We start from the raw sequence: 19489 nt of genomic DNA, 5'->3' as shown, positions 1-19489 counted from the left end.
TGAAGGCATTCAGGATCATCCCAGTCAACGCCATACATTATCCATGTTCCATTTTCGTTTCCCATAATCGTTACCTGCAAGCATTTAGCTGTTTTGCTCGTTTTGTTCGTTAATGAACTGCTCCAGGATCTCCGCAGCATCACCTATTATCTCCGGGCAGGGGCGTTTTTTGTAGTATTCAGAGGTCCTTGCTTCAGGAACTGGAACATCGTGCCTAACACTTAAGCCAAGCAGTTCTCTGCAGACAATGGATCCATGCTTTTCCTCAAATCGTCTTGCCAGCTCCTGTATCCTGGCATAATGATCTGCCTTCAGCTGTCCGGTTTCAGGTCCATCATAGCCATATAACAGCCCTGCGACCATGAACATTCCGCTGACAGAGCCGCACACCTCTCTTAGCCTCCCCATTCCTCCACCAAAAGAGGATGAGAGCTTTGATAACGTGGCTTCATCTATATCAATCATGTCCGCAAAAGCCAGTGCTACTGACTGTGAACAATTATAGCCCTTCAAAAAATTTGCCATGGCAGCTTCTCTACGAGTCATAATATCTCACCTTTTCCATTCATTCTATTACTTTTTTCTTTGCATCTTCTAATGCACTTATAACCTTATCACAGAACTTGTCAAACTCAGGATCCTCTTCATATTCTTCAGGGTGTGAAAGCACATAGTCAAGAGCCATACGGACCCCCTTATGGAATGGAATATTTGTGGTCATCTGAGGCACAAGCCTTTTTAGCTTGGCATTGTCAAACACCACAGATACTGCCTTGTCTCCAAGAAGCCCTCCCCTGAAATCGTAGCCGTACTTCTCACCCACCTCAGCAAGGAACTCAGATGAAACGTGGTATGCCTTAAGTTCTACAGAAAGAGCATCTGCAATAGTCCTATAGATCTGGTCCCAGGTAAGGATCTCATCTCCTGTTATCTGGAAAGCCTCTCCAATAGCGTGTCGGTTGCCCATAAGCCCCGTAAAGCCTAATGCAAAATCGCTGTTAAAAGTAAGAGCCCACAAAGAGGAACCATCGCCCTGAATAATAACGGGCTTGCCCTCCTGCATTCTCTTTATTACCTGGTAAAAGCCCTTATTTCCGTGAACTCCCAGCGGAATATGTCTCTCATCATAGGTGTGGCTTGGCCTTACAATTGTTACAGGGAAGCCATTTTCACGGTACTTGCGTAAAAGGAATTCCTCACAGGCAATCTTGTTCCTTGAGTACTCCCAGTAAGGGTTTGCAAGGGTTGTCCCTTCTGTTATCACATAAGATGCTGCAGGCTTATTGTAAGCAGATGCAGAGCTTATAAAGATATACTGCTTGGTCCTGCCCTCAAAGAGCCTGTAATCCCGCTCAACAGCACTGACATCGAAAGCAATAAAGTCACTTACAACGTCAAATGTCATTCCTTCAAGCTTCTTTTTTACATCCTCTTCATCAGTTATGTCTGCAATGATCTGCTTAACTGACTCGGGGACTTCACTTTTCCTGTTTCCTCTGTTCAGAAGATATACCTCCCACAAAGGGTCCTCAGAAAGCCTTCTAACTATTCCCATGCTGATTGTTCCGGTTCCGCCAATAAATAGTGCTCTCATACCTTCATCCTTTCTTTTCGCAAAAAGTTGCCAACTTCGCCTCATTGTGTCACTTGACTATAAGTACAGAAAAATACCCCGCCTCATCGGGAATCACATGTACGTCCTCATAAACCTTCTCAGACTCCATTCCGCAGTTCTCAACAAGCCAGGCCTTTTTGCCACATTTGATAACGCATGTTTTTAATCCCTTCAGCTTGCTGCCTGCCTTCATGATGATAAGTGTTCCGTCAAAATCCTTAAATTCTCCGGTTGTGATCAGCACATTTTCCCTGCCAAGTGCTATCGGTATGTTCAGTCTTGCAGATATACCGGAAAAAGAGGTCACTCCGCTCACAATCTGGATCTCAAAACCCATATCACTTACCATCTCTGAAATATAGAAAAAGGTGGAATAAAAGCCAGGATCTCCCAAAGTAAGAAAAGCCACGCTCCTGCCTTTCCCAAGAACATCAACTATCCTCTTTGCAACCTCCTGATGAGCTGCATCTAGCCCCTCCTCTTTCATGGGGAAATCAAGAAGGATCTTCTCTTTTTCCTCGATCTCAGGACAGGCTCCTTTTGCTATCTCATATGCAACGCCTGCAGTGCCGCCTTTTGCGGGACAAGCGATCACATCTGCCTTATTTATCACCTTTACAGCCTTAAGGGTAAGAAGCTCCGGATCTCCCGGTCCAACCCCTACGGCGTACAAAATTCCTGCCATATTTAAACTCCCTGCGCACATTTGCAAACCTCTCTGCAAGTGTTCCAACTCTTATTATATTGTCATCCACGCCACGTTTGCTATACTTTTAAGGAGAAAAGAGGGAAAAAGTATGAAAACAAAGCTGACAGTAATAGTAGATAACATTTCAAACGAAGAAATCTCCGGAGAGTGGGGACTGTGCGTCCTGGTGGAGTTTGGAGACAAGAAGATCTTAGTAGATGCTGGAGCTTCCGACCTGTTCCTTAAGAACATGGGAAAGCTCGGCATCGACGTTGACAGCATTGACTTTGGTATATTGAGCCATGCTCACTATGACCACGCCAACGGTATCCCGGCGTTTTTCGATCACAACTCCCACGCCAAATTTTACCTGAGAGATTCTGCAGCCGATAACTGCTACCACAAGAAATTCATCTTTAAGAAATACATTGGTATCCCAAGAAATCTGATCCGAAGCTACAAAGATCGCATAGAACTGGTATCAGGAGACTACCAAATCACAGATGGGGTATATCTCATCCCCCACAAAACTGCAAATCTTTCTGAAGTTGGCAAACGCGAGTCAATGTACAGGAAAACAGGTAAGGGCTGGATCCCAGATGACTTCTCCCACGAGCAGAGCCTTGTCCTTGAGACCGAAAAAGGGCTCCTTATCATAAACTCCTGCTCTCATGGCGGAGCAGCAAACATCATAAACGAGGTAAAAGAAACCTTCCCGGATAAGCGCGTATACGGCCTTGTAGGCGGTTTCCACCTGTTTAACAAATCTGATGAAGAGATCACAGCCCTGGCGCAGAATATAAAGGCTACCGGAATAGATTACGTGTGCACAGGCCACTGCACCAAGGGCCACGCATATGGCATACTGAAAAGAGAACTTGGCGATACCGTAAACCAGATGAAGGTCGGGTATCAGATGGAGTTCTGACAATGATACTCAGCCACATCAGTAGTTGTCCACATGGCTTGCCCTGTCGTCTATATAAACATCACATGTTATTTTTCTAGAATTAGAACCGTACTTTTCAATGGTCTCAGGAAGATTGTCATTTATGGCATCGAAAATGAGACCATTTTCTTTACAGAATTCTACAGCCTTATCAAGAGGCTCTCCTGCCCTGCAGGTCCAGAGAATGAGCTTGTCGCCCTGCCTCTGTTTGTCCAAAAGGTAGCGAAGAAGCCTTGTATTTGCAGGCCCAACCTCAGGCCACTGACCCATGCTCAATGTTCCGTCAAAATCTACTGCATATATCATGATCTTCCCTCACTTTCTTCAGGCTTTAGACTCTAAAAACCACTTCGCTCCCCCGGGAGCATCCTCAAAATACAGATGGATCTCTTTTCCATCAACGATACAGGTGTAAACAAGTCCCGCTCCGCCTGCTCTCCTGCTGGCGCCTCTCTCGCAGTGCAAAACCCTTGTTATCTCATATTTTTTTCCATCCTCCCACACTATGGAAAGAGGCCTTATTATCCCTTCATCTGAAAAGTCTACAACTGTCTCCACATAGACCTTATGTCCTATTCGTATCGCCATATCTGTCTCCGTCACTCAAATACATTATTGCCATTCTGAAAATAAGCCACAGGATGTATCATGTGGTCATCCGCCTTGGCGTCAAGGCCAGACAGGCTCTTGTCAAAGTACATAAGTCCCCTCAGTACCGACTCATAGCCAAAGCGGTTTCTTATCTCTGACACCGCAAGATCTGCCCGCAGGTATTTTTCCCTCTGGGCCTCTGTCATAAAAAGGTCAAGCTGATGAGGCTGGGTGTCTGGGGATAGATGTGATACCCTCACTCCCACGCTCCTTATGGGTGCATGCCACTCATAGTTTTCCTTAAAGAGCTCCCAGGCGTAGCCTGCTATCTCCTCTGAGATATTAGTGGCTATCTTGATCTTCTTTTGCCTTGTAAAGCTGAACAGGCCGTTATCTCTGATACTGATGCCTATCACGTCCCCAATGAAATGGTTCTCCCTAAGCCTTGCAGCCACGCTCTCTGACAAAAGATAAAGCACCATCCTCACATCTATGTCGCTGACCAGGTCCCTGGGAGTAGTAGTGCTGTTTCCCACACTCTTTACTGGAACGCTGTCGTCAAAAGCAGCAACAGGTGTATTATCCTCGCCTCTGGCAAAAGCAGAGAGCACATACCCGATCTTGCCAAATATCTGATGCAGAAACTCGGGATCAGTCCTGGCAAGGTCTCCGATGGTTATGATCCCATATTTATATAGCTTAGCACAGGTGCGTCTGCCTACGTAAAGAAGGTCAGATGCAGGCGCTCTCCACAGGATATCCCTGTAATTCTGTCTGCTGATCTGGGTTATGGCATCAGGCTTTTTATAGTCTGATCCAAACTTGGAATATATCTTGTTCCAGGAAACGCCGATGGATACTGTGATTCCCAGCTCTTTTTTGATCCTGGAGGATATCTGCCTGGCAATATCCATGCCATCGCCTGTTCCCAGCATCCTGGCTGAATCTGTTATATCAAGCCAGCTCTCGTCAAGACCGTAGGGCTCAACTCTGTCTGTGTAGTCGCAATAGATATTCCTTGCAAGCCTTGAAAAGCGAATATAATCATCATAGTGGGGTGAAACAAATACCACGTCCTTACAGGCCCTTTTTGCCTGCCACAGTGCCATGCCTGTCTTGACTCCATTTCTCTTGGCTATGTAATTGGCAGTGAGGACTATTCCGTGTCTTGCCTCAACATCCCCTCCCACCGCCATGGGAACGTCCCTCAGGGCGGGGTTGTGCAGCATCTCAACGGATGCATAAAAGCAGTTGCAGTCTGAATGCAAGATGATCCTGTCATCCATTACATTTCCCGCCTCCTTACGTTTTGCAAACATTTGTTTGGGTAGTTTTTATTATAAGAACAACTGTTCGATTTTGCAACCGCTAGATATAGTGTATTAATTTTCCAAAGGCACATGAAAAAAGCGACGCCCTCACGAATACTGCATTCGCGGAAGCGTCGCCCATCATCAAAAATTATTTATTTCATAATTTCTTTTTTCATAAGGTCATTTTACTTTCCGATTACTAATCCTCCTGCCTCTGGAACTCGATTGTCCCATCATCTCCCATTCTCTCGATGATTGCCAGAGACATCACATCAATTCCCATCATCCTAAGGTCTGCACCACCTGGCTGAAAGCCTTTTTCAATGCAGATCCCTATCCCTGCGACCCTTGCCCTTGCCTGGTCGCAGATCTCTATAAGCCCCTTCATGGCATTGCCAAGGGCCAGAAAATCATCTATCAAAAGAACTGTATCGCTGCTATCAAGGTATTTCCTTGATACAGTTATATCGTAGTCTGTTCCATGGGTGTAGGAGCTGACTCTTGAAGTATACACATCATCTCCGATGTTGAGGCTCTTAGTCTTCTTGGCAAAGAGCATCGGAACCTCAAAGCGCTTTGCTACAAAGCTTGCTATCGCAATTCCTGAAGCCTCAATGGTAAGGATCTTGGTAATTCCGGCGTCCTTGTACCTCTCATAGAACTCTTCACCCATCTTATCCATTAGAGATACATCCACCATGTGGTTTAAAAAGCTGTCTACTTTCAGGATATTTCCCGGATAAACCTCTCCTTTTTCCCTGATCATATCTTCAAGTAATTTCACTTTAGCTCCTCCTTATCGCGCCGAAATCAGCACTTAAAAGTTAGTGAACTATCTTCATCCCCATATTAAACGCCACAGGATACAGGAATATTTTCTCATCTCCTGCATCAAACTTCACGGAAAACTTCATTGGGATCTCATCGTCGTCGTATGTCACATCAGTGATCGTACCTTCCCCGTACTTGGGCTGAGATACCCTCTCACCAATGACCAGCTGGTCCGGAACACTGGCAACATCCGCAGCTTTGGTCTTACTCTTTTTCAAAAGAGCTGTAGGTGCCTTGACACCAGTAGGCTTCGAAGCTGCCTTTTCCTTGGCCGTTAGCTCTTTTACAAAGGCCGAAGGCTTATCATCATACTTAAATATTGTAAGCTTCTCTCTTGCTCTTGTCATCCCTACGTAAAAGATCCTTCGCTCCTCCTCAAAATCCCTTAGATCCTGAGGAGAGGCCGACTTATCTTTTTCCCTGACAACCTTGCTCGGAAAAACGCCGTTTATCACATCCATAAGTATGACTGAGTCGTACTCCAGGCCCTTGCCGGAATGGATGGTTGAAAGGATGAATTTGGAGCTGTAATCAGGCTCTTTTTCCGTAAGGATACTGCGAAGCTCCTCAAGCCTTGAGAGAAAATCCTCTATGGTAGCCTCATTTTTCGCAAGCATCTTAAGGATAAATATCTTGTTTGTATCGATGTTGTTATCCTTCAGGTAATCCCCGTAGCCCATGAAGTTTTCAAGCCGGTTTATGGCTTTGTAGGGGGATTCTGTGGCCATATTCCTAAAGTGGGTCCTAAGGGACCTGCAGTTCCCCAGAACACGCTTATTTAAGTCTATATACTCAGCTGCGTCCCATATGCCTGTGTGACGCTCATCAGCCATCTCACACATGGCCTCGGCGTCAGGTTTCCTCAAAAATGCCTGGAACTTGAAGTATATCTTCATAAAAAGCTCAGGATCAGCAGGCGCAAGTGCAAAAGAAAGCATATTTATCACATCCACAACTACTCTGTGGGTGAAAAATGCCATATCCACGTTCTTTATCCTGTAGGGCACGCCTTCTCTTTCAAGTATGTCCACCAGGGGCAGAATGCTCTCGTTGTCCCTGTAGAGCACAGCTGTCTGGGTCTTAACATCCTCTGCCACTTTTAAAAGATAGTTGTACTGTGCCTCTCTGGCGCTGAGCTCTGTGATGGTGATCTCGCCGCCAGCCTCTTTTGTGGCGCACATGTGCTTTTCGTGGCGGCTCTTGTTCTTTTGGATGAACCGGTCTGCAGCCACTACTATCTTGGCATTGGACCTGTAGTTTTTGTCCATCACAAGCACTTTTGCACCGTGATGATCCTTTTCGAAGTTCAAAAGAGCTTCCGGATAAGCCGCTCTGAAGCCGTAGATACTCTGATCTTCGTCTCCCACCATGAAAAGATTTCCCGCTTCTCCGGCCAAAAGAGCTATGATCATATGCTGTATCTTGGATGTATCCTGGGCTTCGTCCACACAGATATATCTGTACTCGCTTTGGTAATGCGCAAGCAGCTCTTTTGACCCCTTGAGCATCCTGTAGGCGTAGATCATCTGGTCATCGTAGTCCATAAGGCTTCTGGCCTTAAGAGCGCTGTTGTATTCGGAATATATGGAAAAGAGATCTATCCCCTGATCTTTCCCCACATCCCTGATCTCATCCTCAGTAAGGCACATATTCTTGCAGTAGGTAATGAGGGTCCTGATACCCTTGATGTCGCTCTCTGTGGGGTATTCGCCCATTACTTTTAGGAATATGTCAGTCAGGAGCTTACCTGTTATCTTCTCGTCTGTTACCAGTTCAAAAGAGCTTTTTCCAATGAGTCTGCCATAATAGGCAATTATCTTGGCACAGATGCCGTTTATGGTCCTAAATTCAAGCCTGTCACCCAACTCCTGCCCAAAGAGACTCTTAAAACGATCTGCCATGTCCCTTGTGGCTGCCACAGTGTATGTGAGAGTCAGGATATTCCCTGGATCAATCCCTTTACAGTAGAGCATGTATCCAAGCCTGTTTACAAGGACAGTGGTCTTACCGCTTCCCGGAACCGCCAGTAGCAGCACAGGCCCATCTACTGTTTCTACTGCCTGTTTTTGCTGTTCATTTAGTTTTTGGCCATATTTGGCCCAGAAATCTATATCAGTGATCAAATCATTTTCCTAACATGTAATTAAATACTTTCAGAGATTCCAAAGGATGTCCTTCAAAATCAAAAAACGCCTGATTGTCCCAGGAGCTTCCGCCATAGTATTTTCCAGCATCTTCAGGGTCATAGTCAGATGCATAGCTGCTGGCCCATCCGCTTCCATACTGCTCCCATATAGCAGAATTGTCAGCATTTGCAGGTCCCACAGGAATCCATGCGCCTTCCCAGTAAAATATACCAATTCCGTTTGCGTCGCTGACATACTGACATATATCATGAAGAACAGTGGCCTGGCCTTCTACAGAAGCAGGGTATCCCTTCACCAGGTCCTTTGAAGAAAGGCTGTTCCCAAAGCCATCTCCATCCTCAGTTGTATAACAGTATGAAGTCTCAGCGATGAAAGCCTTTTTCCCATACTTCTCATTTATCAGCTCAAGGACGCGGCTCATATTTTCAAAACTGCCATCCCAGAAAGGATAATAGCTCATTCCAATCATGTCAAAATCCAGTTCACACCTGATAAGCCTGTCAACCAGTGTAAGTACATCTGCCTTGTCCTGGATCCTTGTGTAATGCACTACTACAGATATCTCTTTTCCGTAAGCCTCAGATACTTCCCTAACTGCAAGACTTCCAGCCTTAAGGAGCTCAGCAACCTTTTCAAACTGCTTCTCTCCTGACATTCCGTAGTTTATCTCATTTCCTATCTGCACCATGCCAACATCAACGCCTGCATCCAGGAGCTGTGTCAGGCTGTCCTTTGTAAAACCGTAGAGAGCATCTGCTTTTTCCTCTACGCTCATGCCCTCCCAGGCTTTTGGTGCATGCTGCCTCTTGGGATCTGCCCAGAAGTCTGAGTAGTGGAAATCTATCATGACCTTCATTCCGTAATCGGTAGCTCTTTTTCCAAGCTCAATTGCAGTTGGCAGGTCATTATTGCCTCCGCCATATCCGTTGCCATCTTCATCATATGGGTCATTCCAAACGCGAAGGCGAATATAGTTGATTCCTGAATCCGCGAAGGTTTTTAGTGCGTCCTGCTCATTGCCATCAAAATCGTAGTATTTTACACCGCTGTTTTCCTCTGCAAGAAGTGAAGATGCGTCCATTCCAAAGATGAAATCGTCGGAGATGCCTTCGATCCTGGTTTTCCAGGGTTCTTCAGTGGATGTTTCTTCTGTTACTGCTTCAGCTTCTTTAGCTGTTTCCTCGTTGATTTCTGATGTTGCTGTTTCTGCAGCCCCTTCCACAGTAACCTCACTTGCTGCCTCTGTCGGCTCTACATTTCCACTCTTCCCGCAGCCTCCAAGAATCATAGCTGCCATTCCAACACTGCAGATTATCGCAGAAATCTCCATTCTACTCTTTATCATCTGCGCTACCTCCTACTGTATCTGCTCAATTATTTCCTGGCACACTATGCTGCCATGCTTTGCAGCGTAGGATGCCCATTTCTTGGCTTTGGTGATGTTCTTTTCTCCAAGAGTTCCCTTAAAATAGCCTACAGCAATCTCTTCAGCAGCTTCAATGCTGCCTTTTCCAGCTTTATCTATCAGGTCTAACAGCTTCTGGTTATCTTTCATTAATTCGTACCTCACAAAACAACTTAAAATTCGTATTTCCTTATTTCACAATTCTTGATACCACAGGAGGAAAATTCCTCATTGTTCATATCTCTAAAATATGATTCGACAATCCTGACTATGCCATTATGGGCAACGAGGATCACTTCCTTATCTCCTGCCTTTATATCATCAAGGAGATTGTATATTCTCTGAGCCATTTGAAGCATTGACTCTCCTGTTCCAAAGCGGCATGCCATGTCTTTTTTGGCCTCGTGGAACTCTTTTCCATCACGGGGAGTTGACTCCCAGATTCCAAAATTCTGCTCTATCACGCGAGGCTCAATCTTCATTGGAATTCCTGTGATCTCTGATATATGTCTGGCAGTCTCTTTGGCTCTTACAAGAGGAGATGTCAGAATGATATCTGCCTTGATTCCCATATCGAGGATCTTCTGTCCCGTCTCAATAGCCTGCTGATGCCCCTTTTCGGTAAGCTCAATATCTGTGGCTCCGCATATTTTGTTTTCTACATTCCACACAGTTTCACCATGTCTCACAAAGTAAAAATGATCCATTTATTTATCGCTCCTCTAGCAGCTACTGAACTATATTACTTTTTTATGGGGAAAAAAGTCAAAAAAAATAAAACCTTTTAGGTTATTTTAAGGTTACGAAGATATTATGTATTCATCAGGTAGCAACCTGAACCCCACACACATATTTTCATAACACATGTGACTGCAGGCCAGCACCTGCAGTCATCCTCCCAAAAAGATCTAATTCAGTTTACATTCTTTTCTGATCACCAGAGGCCATACTACCATAGCAAAGATGAGCATCAGGAATCTGGCGATGAAATTACCCCAATGTCCACCGAAGGCAAGAACAATAGTTGCAGGAGCAAATAAGTCTTTCCATGCCATAGTAATAGCAGCACCAACGCACACCAGTACAGGCAGATTCCTTGCGCCAAATGGAATCTCGTATTGTATATAGTGGCGATCTACATAGCTTCCAACCATCAGTCCCAAGAAGGATCCGCAAGCCTTAAAGCAGTCGTTCATCATCTTCTGAGGGTCAACTAACAAAGTTCCATCTGAAGTGTAATCCAGCGGGTAATGCTTAAGCTGTATGTAAGCCAAAGCCGCAATAACTGCCACAACGCCCACAACAGTAAGTATATCCAGGACTTTCTCGTTGCCTTCGACTCTTTTCGACACTCTTGAAACCACGTAGATAACAAAAACAGACTCAATGAAGGCTACAAGCACGTCCTGCGGTGTATGTACGCCAAGGAAATTTCTTGAAAATCCTGTCAGCAGAATGAGCACAGCGCAGCAGACAGCAAGCCACTTGCGCCTGTCTTTTTGCCAGACAAACACATCTCCATAGATAGTAGTCGCAGTCCTGGTGTGGCCACTAGGAAAAGAGTAACCGGTTGCCGCCACTTTTGAATCCCCAGCAGGTTCTATAAGGTCAGACCTTATCCATGGGCGATAAGCGCACACAGTGAGTTTTATCACACCGTTTAGAAGCTCCCCTGTCCAATGGGTGGTCAAAAAGAAATATCCCCATTTCTTATCAACTCCCCAAAAGATCACAAAAGGAAGAAACGGCAGTACATCTACCGCAAACTTTGACAGTGCATTAAAAAACTCGTCAAAAATGCCTCCTGTGGCATTCCTAAGTTCCTGCAACATTAACAAATACTGAATATCCATATTTTTCCCCTCATTTTGAAATTAGTATTTTTCCTTTATGCTCTAAACTCTTTTGTGAGATCATTGATGATCTCACCAGCTATGATAAGCCCCACTACAGAGGGCACAAAGGCTGTGGATCCGGGAGTAACCCTTTTATTGGTTACTTCCTCTGATGTTTCAAGCGGCGCAATTGGCTTTTCTTTAGAATACACTACCTTCAGGGAGTCAATCCCTCTTTTTTTGCATTCATGTCTCATGACCTTTGCCAGCGGGCAGACAGATGTATCGTAAATATCAGCCACCTCAAATCCTGTAGGATTCAGCTTATTTCCGGCTCCCATGGCAGAAATCACAGGCACATTCACCTTTTTAGCATTCTCAATGATCGTAAGCTTACCTGTAACCGTATCTATGGCATCTACCACATAATCGTATTCTGAAAAATCAAACTGATCCTGAGTTTCAGGCAGGTAGAAGGTCTTGTAGGTTCTGACCTTGCACTCAGGATTAATGTCGTGGATCCTCTCTTCTGCCACATCTACTTTATATTTTCCAATTGTTTTCTGGGTGGCAATTATCTGTCTGTTTATATTAGTAAGGCAGACCTGGTCATTATCTATGAGGTCCAAAGCACCTATTCCTGAACGGGCCAGTGCCTCCACTGTATAGCCGCCTACGCCACCAATTCCAAACACAGCTACCCTTGAGGCTGCGAGTTTATCCATAGCCTCTTTACCATATAATAACTGTGTTCTTGAAAACTCATTAAGCATTTACTTCTTTAAACTCCATTTCTTCTTTAAGTGTTTCGAATATTGTTTTCGCGATCAGTTTAGATCCTTCAAGTGACGCATGCCTTCTGTCTTCGAAGAAAAGATCTGTCTCGGGATGAGCATGGATCTGCTCCCACCATCTCTCTCCTACAGGTGCCAAAAGACATCCATACTTTTTAGCAAGCTTCCTGTAACGCTCAGACATCTCAGGCTGGGACTCTTCGTCCCCCTCCTTGGTCCAGGTCATGTAAAAGCAGGGCTTTGCCTTAGTCTTTCTGATCCACTCCATGATCCTGTCAGCCCCGTCTTCCATCACCGAAAACTCGCCCATAGGATGGGCAACGTGCTGAAGGATAACGAAATCATAATCCCCATATAAGATATTGAACCTGGTCTGTTCGTTGTCTGCGTGGTAATCAAGGCCCATTCCCCCTTTAGTGAGCATTGTTACCTGCATGTCTATACCGTTTTCTTTGCAGATCTCCTTGAAAATCCCAGGCATGTCGTTGTAGTAAGTGTGGCTGTTGCCAATAAAAAGCGTCCTCATTTCCGCTCCTCCCCAATATACTTTTCTGCTTCCCTTGCGGTATTACTCAAATACTTTATTACTTCCGCCGGATTAACGCCAATTGCAGTTTCCCCTGTGACCATCACAGACGAAGCTCCGTCCAGTACCGCATTAAATATGTCGCTTACCTCTGCCCTGGTGGGAACTTCGCTCTTTTCCATGGATGCAAGCATCTGCGTCACCACCATAAAAGGCTTACAGGCCTCGTTACAGATCCCGGAAATCTCTTTCTGAACCCTTGGAAGTGCCCATAGATCCATATTATTTCCAAGGTCTCCCCTGGCGATTATCACCTCATCGCAAAGATCTATAAAGGAGCTTAAGTTCTTTACACCCTCCATGTTTTCAATCTTTGCATATATTCTAAGGCCTGTGCAGCCGCACACATCAAGGGCAACTCTGACCTCCATAAGGTCTTCCCTGCTCCTTACAAAAGGCTGCATGATCCCGGTGATCCCAAGGTCTTTTGCCAGTTTAAGGTTTTCCCTGTCATCTGCAGTAATGGCTGAAAGCCTTAAATCCTTGCCCTTTATAAGTATGCTCTTTCTCTGGGTCAGCTCGCCGCCACGGATGATGCGCATTGTAGCTTTCTGTTCGCCTGCAAAAGAAATTTCTCCAAGGATCTTGCCATCATCAAGCAGCACCTCATCTCCCGCCGAAAGCTCTTTTATCACAGCGTCATCCAAGGGAATTCCTTCAACGCCAAGCCCTACTGTTTCTCCAGCTTTAAGTACCATCCCTCCCTCGAAGCGCCCTATCCTTAGCTCCGGTCCCTGCATATCTATCAGAATTTTAGGAGATACCCCATTTTCTTTTGCAGCTCTTTTGACCCTGTCTATACTAGCCGCACAGTCTGCAAGCATCACATGAGATAAATTGACCCTTATGCCTGTCATTCCATTAGAAATCATCTCAGACAGAACTGCTTCGCTATCGCAAGCCGGCCCCAATGTTCCAAATATATCTATCATAAAAATCCCTCTGCCTCATATTTCATAGCATTTAACGCTGTGAGGCTCAAGTTCCACACTCTGCTTATCTTTTATTGTCACAGACAGATTTGTCCATATTTCAACAGCATTAACCTCGCTGCCAGATCCTAATCCAATATCCTTGAATTTCAGCTTGATCTTGTTCTTCTTTTCACCAATGTTAAAGACCGCAACATACGTTTTTCCCTCTTTGGATGCGCTCTTCCAGATAATACAGTCATCTTTTCTGGTGACCTGGCGAGCTTTCCTTCCGTATCTGTGCATATCAAGAAGCCTTTTGTTGGTAAGAAGACTCAAAGTAAAATCATCATTATCCCGAAGTTCTGAGCCTATCATAAGTGGAGACCTGAATATGCACCACAGGGTCATCATGACCTTTTGCTCATCTTCTGAAAAATGCGTATAATGACCAACCTGTCCGTTTTCCTTATTGCAAAGGCACAGATGCCCCAAAGGAAGCATATCGCAATCAGGCCAGTGGCCTTTGCATCCGATTCCTTCCCAGGCATGACATCTCTCAAACATACCGTAGAGAAGCTCCCATTTATCCCAGAAATCATCTGTCATTCGCCACATATTGGCGTTTTCAAGAAGATAGTCCTTTTGCTCAACTCTCGCCGGTCCCGGAGAAAGGGACAATACGATCTTCCTTCCGCAGGCATCAATCGCGTTCCTTATAAGTGCTATCTCTGAAACGCCGGCTCCGGGTGCCTCTTTTCCACAGTCAATCCTTGCAATGTCATCAACTTTAACAAAATCAATTCCCCACTGCGCATACAGCTTGAAAATTGAATTGTAGTATTCCTGAGCGCCATCTGCCTCAGCGTCAACACCGTACATGTCTGTATTCCACATGCAGATTGATGCAGGATGCGCTATGTCCCTGGCAGTAGCATCACTTCCAAGTATTTTGGTATTATTATGAACTGCCTGTCTCGAAATGCCTCTCATTATGTGAATTCCAAACTTAAGCCCCATATCATGGATCTGCTCTGCTATAGGTCCAAAGCCTTTTCCGTCTGCTGCAGAAGGAAATCTGTTTACCGCTGGGATGAGTCTTGAGTATTCGTCCATCTCAAGCCTGGCAAATTTATGATATTCGTGGGAATCCGCAGTGGGCTCATACCACTGAATGTCGCAGATAACATATTCCCATCCGTATTCCTTCAAGTGATCGTGCATATATCTGGCATTTCCAAGAAGCGCTTCTTCATTTACACTGGCGCCATAACAGTCCCAGCTGTTCCACCCCATAGGAGGTCTTTTTGCGATCATTTTTTCCTTCTCCATAGCTAAATAACCCCTCACAATCCATCTTACGACACAGTCACTAATAATTATACATGAAAAGATATTAAATTCTTTAAGTTGTTTTAAGGTTCGAGTTTCATAATCACCTCATAAACAAACAACAAGGAGAGTTCTTATGAAGAAAAGAGATATCAAGAAAGTTTTATCGATTGGAATGATCACAGCAATGTGCTTGGCTGTTTCAGCCTGCGGAACTGATAAAGTTTCAGCTGAAACAACTGTAGAGGCCCCTGATACACCGGCTAATGGAGAGGCTCCAAATGGTGAAGCTCCAGGAAATCCTCCTGATGGAGAAGCCCCAAGTGGTGAAGCTCCAGGAAATCCTCCTGATGGAGGCGCACCAAACGGCGAAAATCCTGGCAACCCACCCGACGGCAATGCACCTGGCAATCCTCCCGGTGGCGGATTTGGCGGTGGGAGCAGCAGCGCAGACATCGACTACACTGCGTCAACCACCATCACATCTGCGGATTCCCAAACCGGACAAACTTATAAAAGTACTACAGCAGATGAAAGTGCGCTTCTTGTCAGCACTTCAGAAGCTGTTTCAATAACAGATGCTACTGTTTCAAAGACCGGAGATTCTGACGGCGGCGACAACTGCAATTTCTATGGACTTAATGCAGCTGTCCTTGTAAAAGACGGATCCACCACAACAATTTCCGGCGCAACCATCACCTCTGATGCAGACGGAGCCAACGGCGTATTTTCATACGGCGATAACGGCGGCCAGAACGGAGCTTCAGGCGATGGAACAAAGGTTATCATCTCTGACTCAAAGATCACCACAACAGGCGATGGTTCCGGCGGTATCATGACAACCGGCGGCGGTATCACAGAGGCCTATGACCTTAATATCGAGACCAGCGGAAGATCTTCAGCCGCTATCAGAACAGACAGAGGCGGCGGAACAGTTACAGTTGACGGCGGAAGCTACACAACTAATGGCCTTGGTTCTCCTGCAATTTACTCAACTGCAGATATTACGGTTTCAAACGCCACCCTTACCTCAAACCTCTCAGAGGGCGTATGCATTGAGGGTATCAATTCAATCACATTAAACGACTGCAATCTGACTGCCAATAACACAGATACCAACGGTAATGCCACCTTCTATGACAGCATCATGATCTATCAGTCAATGTCCGGAGATGCAGACAGCGGTACTTCAACATTTACAATGACAGGCGGAAGTCTCACCAGCAAAAACGGCCATGTCTTCCATGTAACCAACACCTCCGCAGTGATCAACCTAAACAACGTTAAGATCACCAACAAAGACTCAGAAAACATACTCATTTCAGTATGTTCTGATGGCTGGACCGGAGACACAAACAAGGCAACTCTTAATGCCACCAACCAGACACTAGAAGGCACAGTCCTGGTCGGCAGTGATTCAGAGCTCACCCTGAACCTTTCTGATGGTTCTGACTTTACAGGAACCGTAAGCGGAAATATTAAAAATGCCAAGGGCGACACAGTATCAACTGAAGTTGGAACTGTCAGCGTTTCTATAGATAAAAGCAGCACCTGGACACTCACCGCAGACACTTATATTTCCTCCTTTGACGGCGATGTATCCAGCATAAACTCAAATGGCTACACTCTTTATGTAAACGGAGTAGCATTGAATTAAAACCCCTCAAAGAAAAAACTTTCCATTTCGGAAAGTTTTTTCTTTTGAAAGATCAATAATTGTCTAAAAAGTTGTGTCTTACGCCATCTTGCTTATACTCGATGACACTGTTTAAATTCACGTTTTCTACACTCTTGAAAATGTTTGATTCAACGTAAGGGTTGCTCTTCTTAAGCTGAGCGATGAGCTTCTTGGTCTCAAGCCTCTTTGAAGATGTGGTTCCATCCTCGTGGCAGGTTGTGCAGGTCTCTGTGAAATGGCAAGCGCACTGAAGAAAATGCAGGTCATTATAGTCACGCCACGCACAAATATCTTTTTCCCTGACGAAATAAAGGGGCCTTATGAGCTCCATTCCCTCGAAGTTAGTACTGTGAAGCTTGGGCATCATGGTCTGGAACTGGCCACCATGGAGCATTCCCATAAGGATAGTTTCAATAACGTCGTCGTAGTGGTGTCCAAGCGCAATCTTGTTGCATCCAAGTTCCTTGGCCTTACTATAAAGATAGCCCCTTCGCATTCTTGCACATATGTAGCAAGGACTCTTTTCGATAGTATCCACGGCATCAAAAATTGTGCTCTCAAAAATAGTGACAGGAATACCGAGGGCCTTTGCATTACTCTCAATAAGCGCCCTGTTATCTGAGTTGTACCCAGGATCCATTACCAGGAAAGTCAGCTCAAAGTTGCACTGTCTGTGCTTTTGGATCTCCTGAAAGAGCTTGGCCATGAGCATAGAGTCTTTTCCGCCGGAAATGCATACTGCAATGTTGTCGCCCTCTTCTATGAGGTGGTACATCTTGCAGGCCTTTGCAAATGGGGAAAAGAGCGTCTTATGAAACTTCTTTCTGATGCTAAGCTCCGCCTTTTTTCTTCGCTCCTCTAGATCACCCATATCAGCGATCTGTGCGCAGATATAGCCTGTATAGCCACCCTGAAGGCTGTAGCAGTCCCTGCCCTCCAATGGTCCACCTTCATCAAGAACGGCGGTCTTTCGGCCAAAATCGCAGTAAAAAATAAGCTTCTTCTCCATGGGAATTTCTGATATCATTTCTACCGACTTCTCAAACTCTGTCTCCAATGGGATTGCAATGGCTCCTGGCATCATTCCATATGTCCTTGGACCTTCGTCTCTTATATCGATAAGCTCGTAATCGTCTCTATTTAATTTCTTTAGTTCTTCTAATGTTATTTCTTTCATGTTACCTGTTCCTAATTTTTTGCTAGTATTCTACATGAACCTTTTAGGTCTTGTTAAAGACACCTTTCATTCGTTCAATCTCTGGCCTACCTATCTTCTGTTTTTGGGCAAGGCTCTGCCAGTTATCTCTAACTACCTCTGATATCCCTTTTACCAGTTCTTTGGCCTCTTTCTGACTAATACCGTAATACTGCGCTACAGAAATCGCCAATTCATAGCTAAGGTCAGATTGATACTCATCAATATTTAAAGAAAGATACTCTCCATAAATATCCGGGTTGACATCGTACATAGGAGATAGTGCCCACCCAGATTTAGTAAGAATAAATCCATGGTTACGAAAATGATCGTCTGTATTGGATACTGCAATACTAAAAACTATCCTTTTCCACAATTCCTTCATGTCTCTCATAGGTTGTGATCCATTAGCCTTTATGAAAGAGACCATTTCAAGATAGCTGCTTCCCTCCGAAGCATCCTGTCCATCTTTTTTCCCGAGCAAGGTCATGGCAGAGGAAAAGTGTATTCTTCTATCCCCATCTCGGTCAAAACGCTTTACCAAAAAAGTGGTCCCAAGTTTTGAAAACTTCTCCGTTTTCGCTTCCGGAACATTGAGGCCACACTTTAATGCCAGTTCGTGAACAACCATCTCCCAGGCGCCAGAATCGATATCATCATGCTTAGATGGAAATTTTGCAATCCAGAGCGATCCATCTGGAGCGACAACAGTAGCTTTTGGTCTTGCTCCTCCCAATGAAGATCCCGGAGCCAAAAGTTGTTTCAGCCATTTTTCAGACAGAGCATTTTCACTCTTTTCATACTCTATAGATGCATGCTCCAGTTCTCTCAATGAAGTCCATGGAGGTATTGCATATTCTTTTTCAGCAGAAAGAAACTCACCATTAATTTCTGTCTTAAATCTAAGTCCGCCCATCCTGGCTTCATCAAAGACACCCAGCAGATAATCACTTTCAAGCAGCTTCCTTGGCTTTTCCTCGACCTTCCTAGCTCTTAGCTCCTCACGTCGTTGCATCAGCCTACGTCCCCATCTGTCAGGGCATGAATCAGCAAATACGCCAAAGATAGTCTTATCATCCGAAAGATACTGCCTTCCTTTAAACATCTGAAGGTCCGGATCGAGAGCCATCGTTCCTTTTTTCAGCCATTCATTTGAATACTCAAAAGAGTAAAACTCTCTCCCTCTCTGCCTTGATACATTTATTGTACCCACAAGATCATTATTAAAATTTAGATAATCGGCATAAACATATATCTTGAATTCGTTATCCAAATTTCTATCCTCTCTTTGGTGCCCGTTTTCTTACTGGTAACTCCAAATCCTGCAACTTATGACCCAGTTCATCATCTTTAGCAACTAGCAAAAGATCTTTATCCATATGATTTAGTGCATGAAGCACTGCGGCATAGCAACCAATGGCTACGGAAGACGCTCCTTTTTCTATAGCAACCAGGGTCGCCCTACTGATACCAGCTCTTTCAGCCACAAGTTCTGAACTTATTTTTCTCCTGAGCCTCGCATATTTTATCTGAAGGCCCATCTGTTCTAAAATTTCCGTTGTTTCAGGTAATAATACGGTCGATTTTTTTGGCATAGTCTTCACTCCTTATGTACATAT

Annotated in this window: 21 protein-coding genes; 2 read left to right on the top strand and 19 right to left on the bottom strand. The window is 44.9% G+C overall.

Annotated features, from left to right (window positions below; translation table 11 throughout):
- Positions 1-84: 84 nt before the first annotated feature.
- From J6I68_RS16035 to cobI, 3 genes are read right to left on the bottom strand one after another with little or no spacing between them, the layout of a single operon-like run.
- Positions 85-546 carry a C-GCAxxG-C-C family protein gene (locus J6I68_RS16035; protein ID WP_292221759.1) on the bottom strand — a complete coding sequence of 154 codons (462 nt, stop codon included), beginning with the start codon at positions 544-546 and terminating at the stop codon, positions 85-87.
- A gap of 19 nt (positions 547-565) precedes the next feature.
- Complete coding sequence (locus J6I68_RS16030; protein WP_292221758.1) at positions 566-1594, bottom strand: NAD-dependent epimerase/dehydratase family protein; 1029 nt, start codon at positions 1592-1594, stop codon at positions 566-568.
- A 49-nt stretch (positions 1595-1643) separates the two neighbouring features.
- On the bottom strand, positions 1644-2300 hold the full coding sequence (gene cobI, locus J6I68_RS16025; protein WP_292221757.1) for a precorrin-2 C(20)-methyltransferase: 657 nt from the start codon (positions 2298-2300) through the stop codon (positions 1644-1646).
- Between the two features lie 112 nt (positions 2301-2412).
- Between cobI and J6I68_RS16020 the strand changes: the two genes are divergently transcribed.
- On the top strand, positions 2413-3231 hold the full coding sequence (locus J6I68_RS16020) for an MBL fold metallo-hydrolase (protein ID WP_292221755.1): 819 nt from the start codon (positions 2413-2415) through the stop codon (positions 3229-3231).
- A gap of 18 nt (positions 3232-3249) precedes the next feature.
- Here J6I68_RS16020 and J6I68_RS16015 read toward each other — a convergent pair whose 3' ends face one another.
- From J6I68_RS16015 to J6I68_RS15955, 13 genes are all read right to left on the bottom strand, one after another.
- Positions 3250-3558 (bottom strand): hypothetical protein, encoded by a 309-nt coding sequence (locus tag J6I68_RS16015; protein ID WP_292202690.1) that lies wholly within the window; start codon positions 3556-3558, stop codon positions 3250-3252.
- An 18-nt stretch (positions 3559-3576) separates the two neighbouring features.
- A complete protein-coding gene (locus J6I68_RS16010) occupies positions 3577-3840 on the bottom strand; it encodes a hypothetical protein (protein WP_292202689.1) in 264 nt (87 codons plus the stop codon).
- Between the two features lie 11 nt (positions 3841-3851).
- Positions 3852-5129 (bottom strand): DNA polymerase IV, encoded by a 1278-nt coding sequence (gene dinB / locus J6I68_RS16005; protein WP_292221754.1) that lies wholly within the window; start codon positions 5127-5129, stop codon positions 3852-3854.
- Between the two features lie 226 nt (positions 5130-5355).
- Positions 5356-5940: a xanthine phosphoribosyltransferase gene (locus J6I68_RS16000; RefSeq protein WP_292221753.1), complete on the bottom strand. Its 585-nt coding sequence runs from the start codon at positions 5938-5940 to the stop codon at positions 5356-5358.
- A gap of 40 nt (positions 5941-5980) precedes the next feature.
- On the bottom strand, positions 5981-8110 hold the full coding sequence (locus J6I68_RS15995; RefSeq protein WP_292221751.1) for an ATP-dependent helicase: 2130 nt from the start codon (positions 8108-8110) through the stop codon (positions 5981-5983).
- Position 8111: 1 nt separating this feature from the next.
- Positions 8112-9479, bottom strand: coding sequence for a glycoside hydrolase family 53 protein (locus tag J6I68_RS15990; RefSeq protein WP_292221749.1), 1368 nt, complete (start codon positions 9477-9479; stop codon positions 8112-8114).
- Positions 9480-9491: 12 nt separating this feature from the next.
- A complete protein-coding gene (locus tag J6I68_RS15985) occupies positions 9492-9689 on the bottom strand; it encodes a hypothetical protein (protein ID WP_292221747.1) in 198 nt (65 codons plus the stop codon).
- A 23-nt stretch (positions 9690-9712) separates the two neighbouring features.
- On the bottom strand, positions 9713-10246 hold the full coding sequence (locus J6I68_RS15980) for a histidine phosphatase family protein (RefSeq protein ID WP_292221746.1): 534 nt from the start codon (positions 10244-10246) through the stop codon (positions 9713-9715).
- A 201-nt stretch (positions 10247-10447) separates the two neighbouring features.
- Positions 10448-11392 (bottom strand): phosphatase PAP2 family protein, encoded by a 945-nt coding sequence (locus tag J6I68_RS15975; RefSeq protein WP_292221745.1) that lies wholly within the window; start codon positions 11390-11392, stop codon positions 10448-10450.
- 35 nt (positions 11393-11427) lie between these two features.
- Positions 11428-12147 carry a tRNA threonylcarbamoyladenosine dehydratase gene (locus tag J6I68_RS15970; protein ID WP_292221743.1) on the bottom strand — a complete coding sequence of 240 codons (720 nt, stop codon included), beginning with the start codon at positions 12145-12147 and terminating at the stop codon, positions 11428-11430.
- On the bottom strand, positions 12140-12694 hold the full coding sequence (locus J6I68_RS15965) for a hypothetical protein (RefSeq protein WP_292221742.1): 555 nt from the start codon (positions 12692-12694) through the stop codon (positions 12140-12142). Before J6I68_RS15965 ends, J6I68_RS15970 begins: the two co-directional genes overlap by 8 nt.
- A complete protein-coding gene (locus J6I68_RS15960; protein WP_292221741.1) occupies positions 12691-13686 on the bottom strand; it encodes a pyruvate kinase in 996 nt (331 codons plus the stop codon). Before J6I68_RS15960 ends, J6I68_RS15965 begins: the two co-directional genes overlap by 4 nt.
- 15 nt (positions 13687-13701) lie before the next feature.
- A complete protein-coding gene (locus J6I68_RS15955) occupies positions 13702-14997 on the bottom strand; it encodes a glycoside hydrolase family 27 protein (RefSeq protein WP_292221740.1) in 1296 nt (431 codons plus the stop codon).
- Positions 14998-15133: 136 nt separating this feature from the next.
- Here J6I68_RS15955 and J6I68_RS15950 point away from each other — a divergent pair, with 136 nt between their 5' ends.
- Positions 15134-16654, top strand: a complete 1521-nt coding sequence (locus tag J6I68_RS15950) for a hypothetical protein (protein ID WP_292221738.1) — start codon at positions 15134-15136, stop codon at positions 16652-16654.
- A 52-nt stretch (positions 16655-16706) separates the two neighbouring features.
- On the opposite strand, the gene J6I68_RS15945 is transcribed toward J6I68_RS15950, so the two are convergent.
- The 3 genes from J6I68_RS15945 to J6I68_RS15935 are packed head-to-tail and all read right to left on the bottom strand — an operon-like array spanning position 16707 to position 19465.
- Complete coding sequence (locus J6I68_RS15945) at positions 16707-17852, bottom strand: ATP-binding protein (protein WP_292221737.1); 1146 nt, start codon at positions 17850-17852, stop codon at positions 16707-16709.
- 43 nt (positions 17853-17895) lie between these two features.
- Positions 17896-19143 (bottom strand): type II toxin-antitoxin system HipA family toxin, encoded by a 1248-nt coding sequence (locus J6I68_RS15940; protein ID WP_292221736.1) that lies wholly within the window; start codon positions 19141-19143, stop codon positions 17896-17898.
- Positions 19144-19147: 4 nt separating this feature from the next.
- Positions 19148-19465 (bottom strand): helix-turn-helix domain-containing protein, encoded by a 318-nt coding sequence (locus J6I68_RS15935; RefSeq protein ID WP_292202647.1) that lies wholly within the window; start codon positions 19463-19465, stop codon positions 19148-19150.
- Between the last annotated feature and the right edge of the window lie 24 nt (positions 19466-19489).

The sequence above is a fragment of the Butyrivibrio sp. genome (assembly GCF_017940685.1).
Classification (GTDB): domain Bacteria; phylum Bacillota; class Clostridia; order Lachnospirales; family Lachnospiraceae; genus Butyrivibrio.
Note: the sequence above shows the minus strand (reverse complement) of the source record. Positions and strands in the feature narration are given on the sequence as shown.

Bases quoted from the DNA above. Each gene is read 5' to 3' on its own strand.
- J6I68_RS16035 (WP_292221759.1), bottom strand. From the start codon at position 546: ATGACTCGTAGAGAAGCTGCCATGGCAAATTTTTTGAAGGGCTATAAT.
- J6I68_RS16030 (WP_292221758.1), bottom strand. From the start codon at position 1,594: ATGAGAGCACTATTTATTGGCGGAACCGGAACAATCAGCATGGGAATA.
- cobI (WP_292221757.1), bottom strand. From the start codon at position 2,300: ATGGCAGGAATTTTGTACGCCGTAGGGGTTGGACCGGGAGATCCGGAG.
- J6I68_RS16020 (WP_292221755.1), top strand. From the start codon at position 2,413: ATGAAAACAAAGCTGACAGTAATAGTAGATAACATTTCAAACGAAGAA.
- J6I68_RS16015 (WP_292202690.1), bottom strand. From the start codon at position 3,558: ATGATATATGCAGTAGATTTTGACGGAACATTGAGCATGGGTCAGTGG.
- J6I68_RS16010 (WP_292202689.1), bottom strand. From the start codon at position 3,840: ATGGCGATACGAATAGGACATAAGGTCTATGTGGAGACAGTTGTAGAC.
- dinB (WP_292221754.1), bottom strand. From the start codon at position 5,129: ATGGATGACAGGATCATCTTGCATTCAGACTGCAACTGCTTTTATGCA.
- J6I68_RS15990 (WP_292221749.1), bottom strand. From the start codon at position 9,479: ATGATAAAGAGTAGAATGGAGATTTCTGCGATAATCTGCAGTGTTGGA.
- J6I68_RS15985 (WP_292221747.1), bottom strand. From the start codon at position 9,689: ATGAAAGATAACCAGAAGCTGTTAGACCTGATAGATAAAGCTGGAAAA.
- J6I68_RS15980 (WP_292221746.1), bottom strand. From the start codon at position 10,246: ATGGATCATTTTTACTTTGTGAGACATGGTGAAACTGTGTGGAATGTA.
- J6I68_RS15975 (WP_292221745.1), bottom strand. From the start codon at position 11,392: ATGGATATTCAGTATTTGTTAATGTTGCAGGAACTTAGGAATGCCACA.
- J6I68_RS15970 (WP_292221743.1), bottom strand. From the start codon at position 12,147: ATGCTTAATGAGTTTTCAAGAACACAGTTATTATATGGTAAAGAGGCT.
- J6I68_RS15965 (WP_292221742.1), bottom strand. From the start codon at position 12,694: ATGAGGACGCTTTTTATTGGCAACAGCCACACTTACTACAACGACATG.
- J6I68_RS15960 (WP_292221741.1), bottom strand. From the start codon at position 13,686: ATGATAGATATATTTGGAACATTGGGGCCGGCTTGCGATAGCGAAGCA.
- J6I68_RS15955 (WP_292221740.1), bottom strand. From the start codon at position 14,997: ATGGAGAAGGAAAAAATGATCGCAAAAAGACCTCCTATGGGGTGGAAC.
- J6I68_RS15950 (WP_292221738.1), top strand. From the start codon at position 15,134: ATGAAGAAAAGAGATATCAAGAAAGTTTTATCGATTGGAATGATCACA.
- J6I68_RS15945 (WP_292221737.1), bottom strand. From the start codon at position 17,852: ATGAAAGAAATAACATTAGAAGAACTAAAGAAATTAAATAGAGACGAT.
- J6I68_RS15935 (WP_292202647.1), bottom strand. From the start codon at position 19,465: ATGCCAAAAAAATCGACCGTATTATTACCTGAAACAACGGAAATTTTA.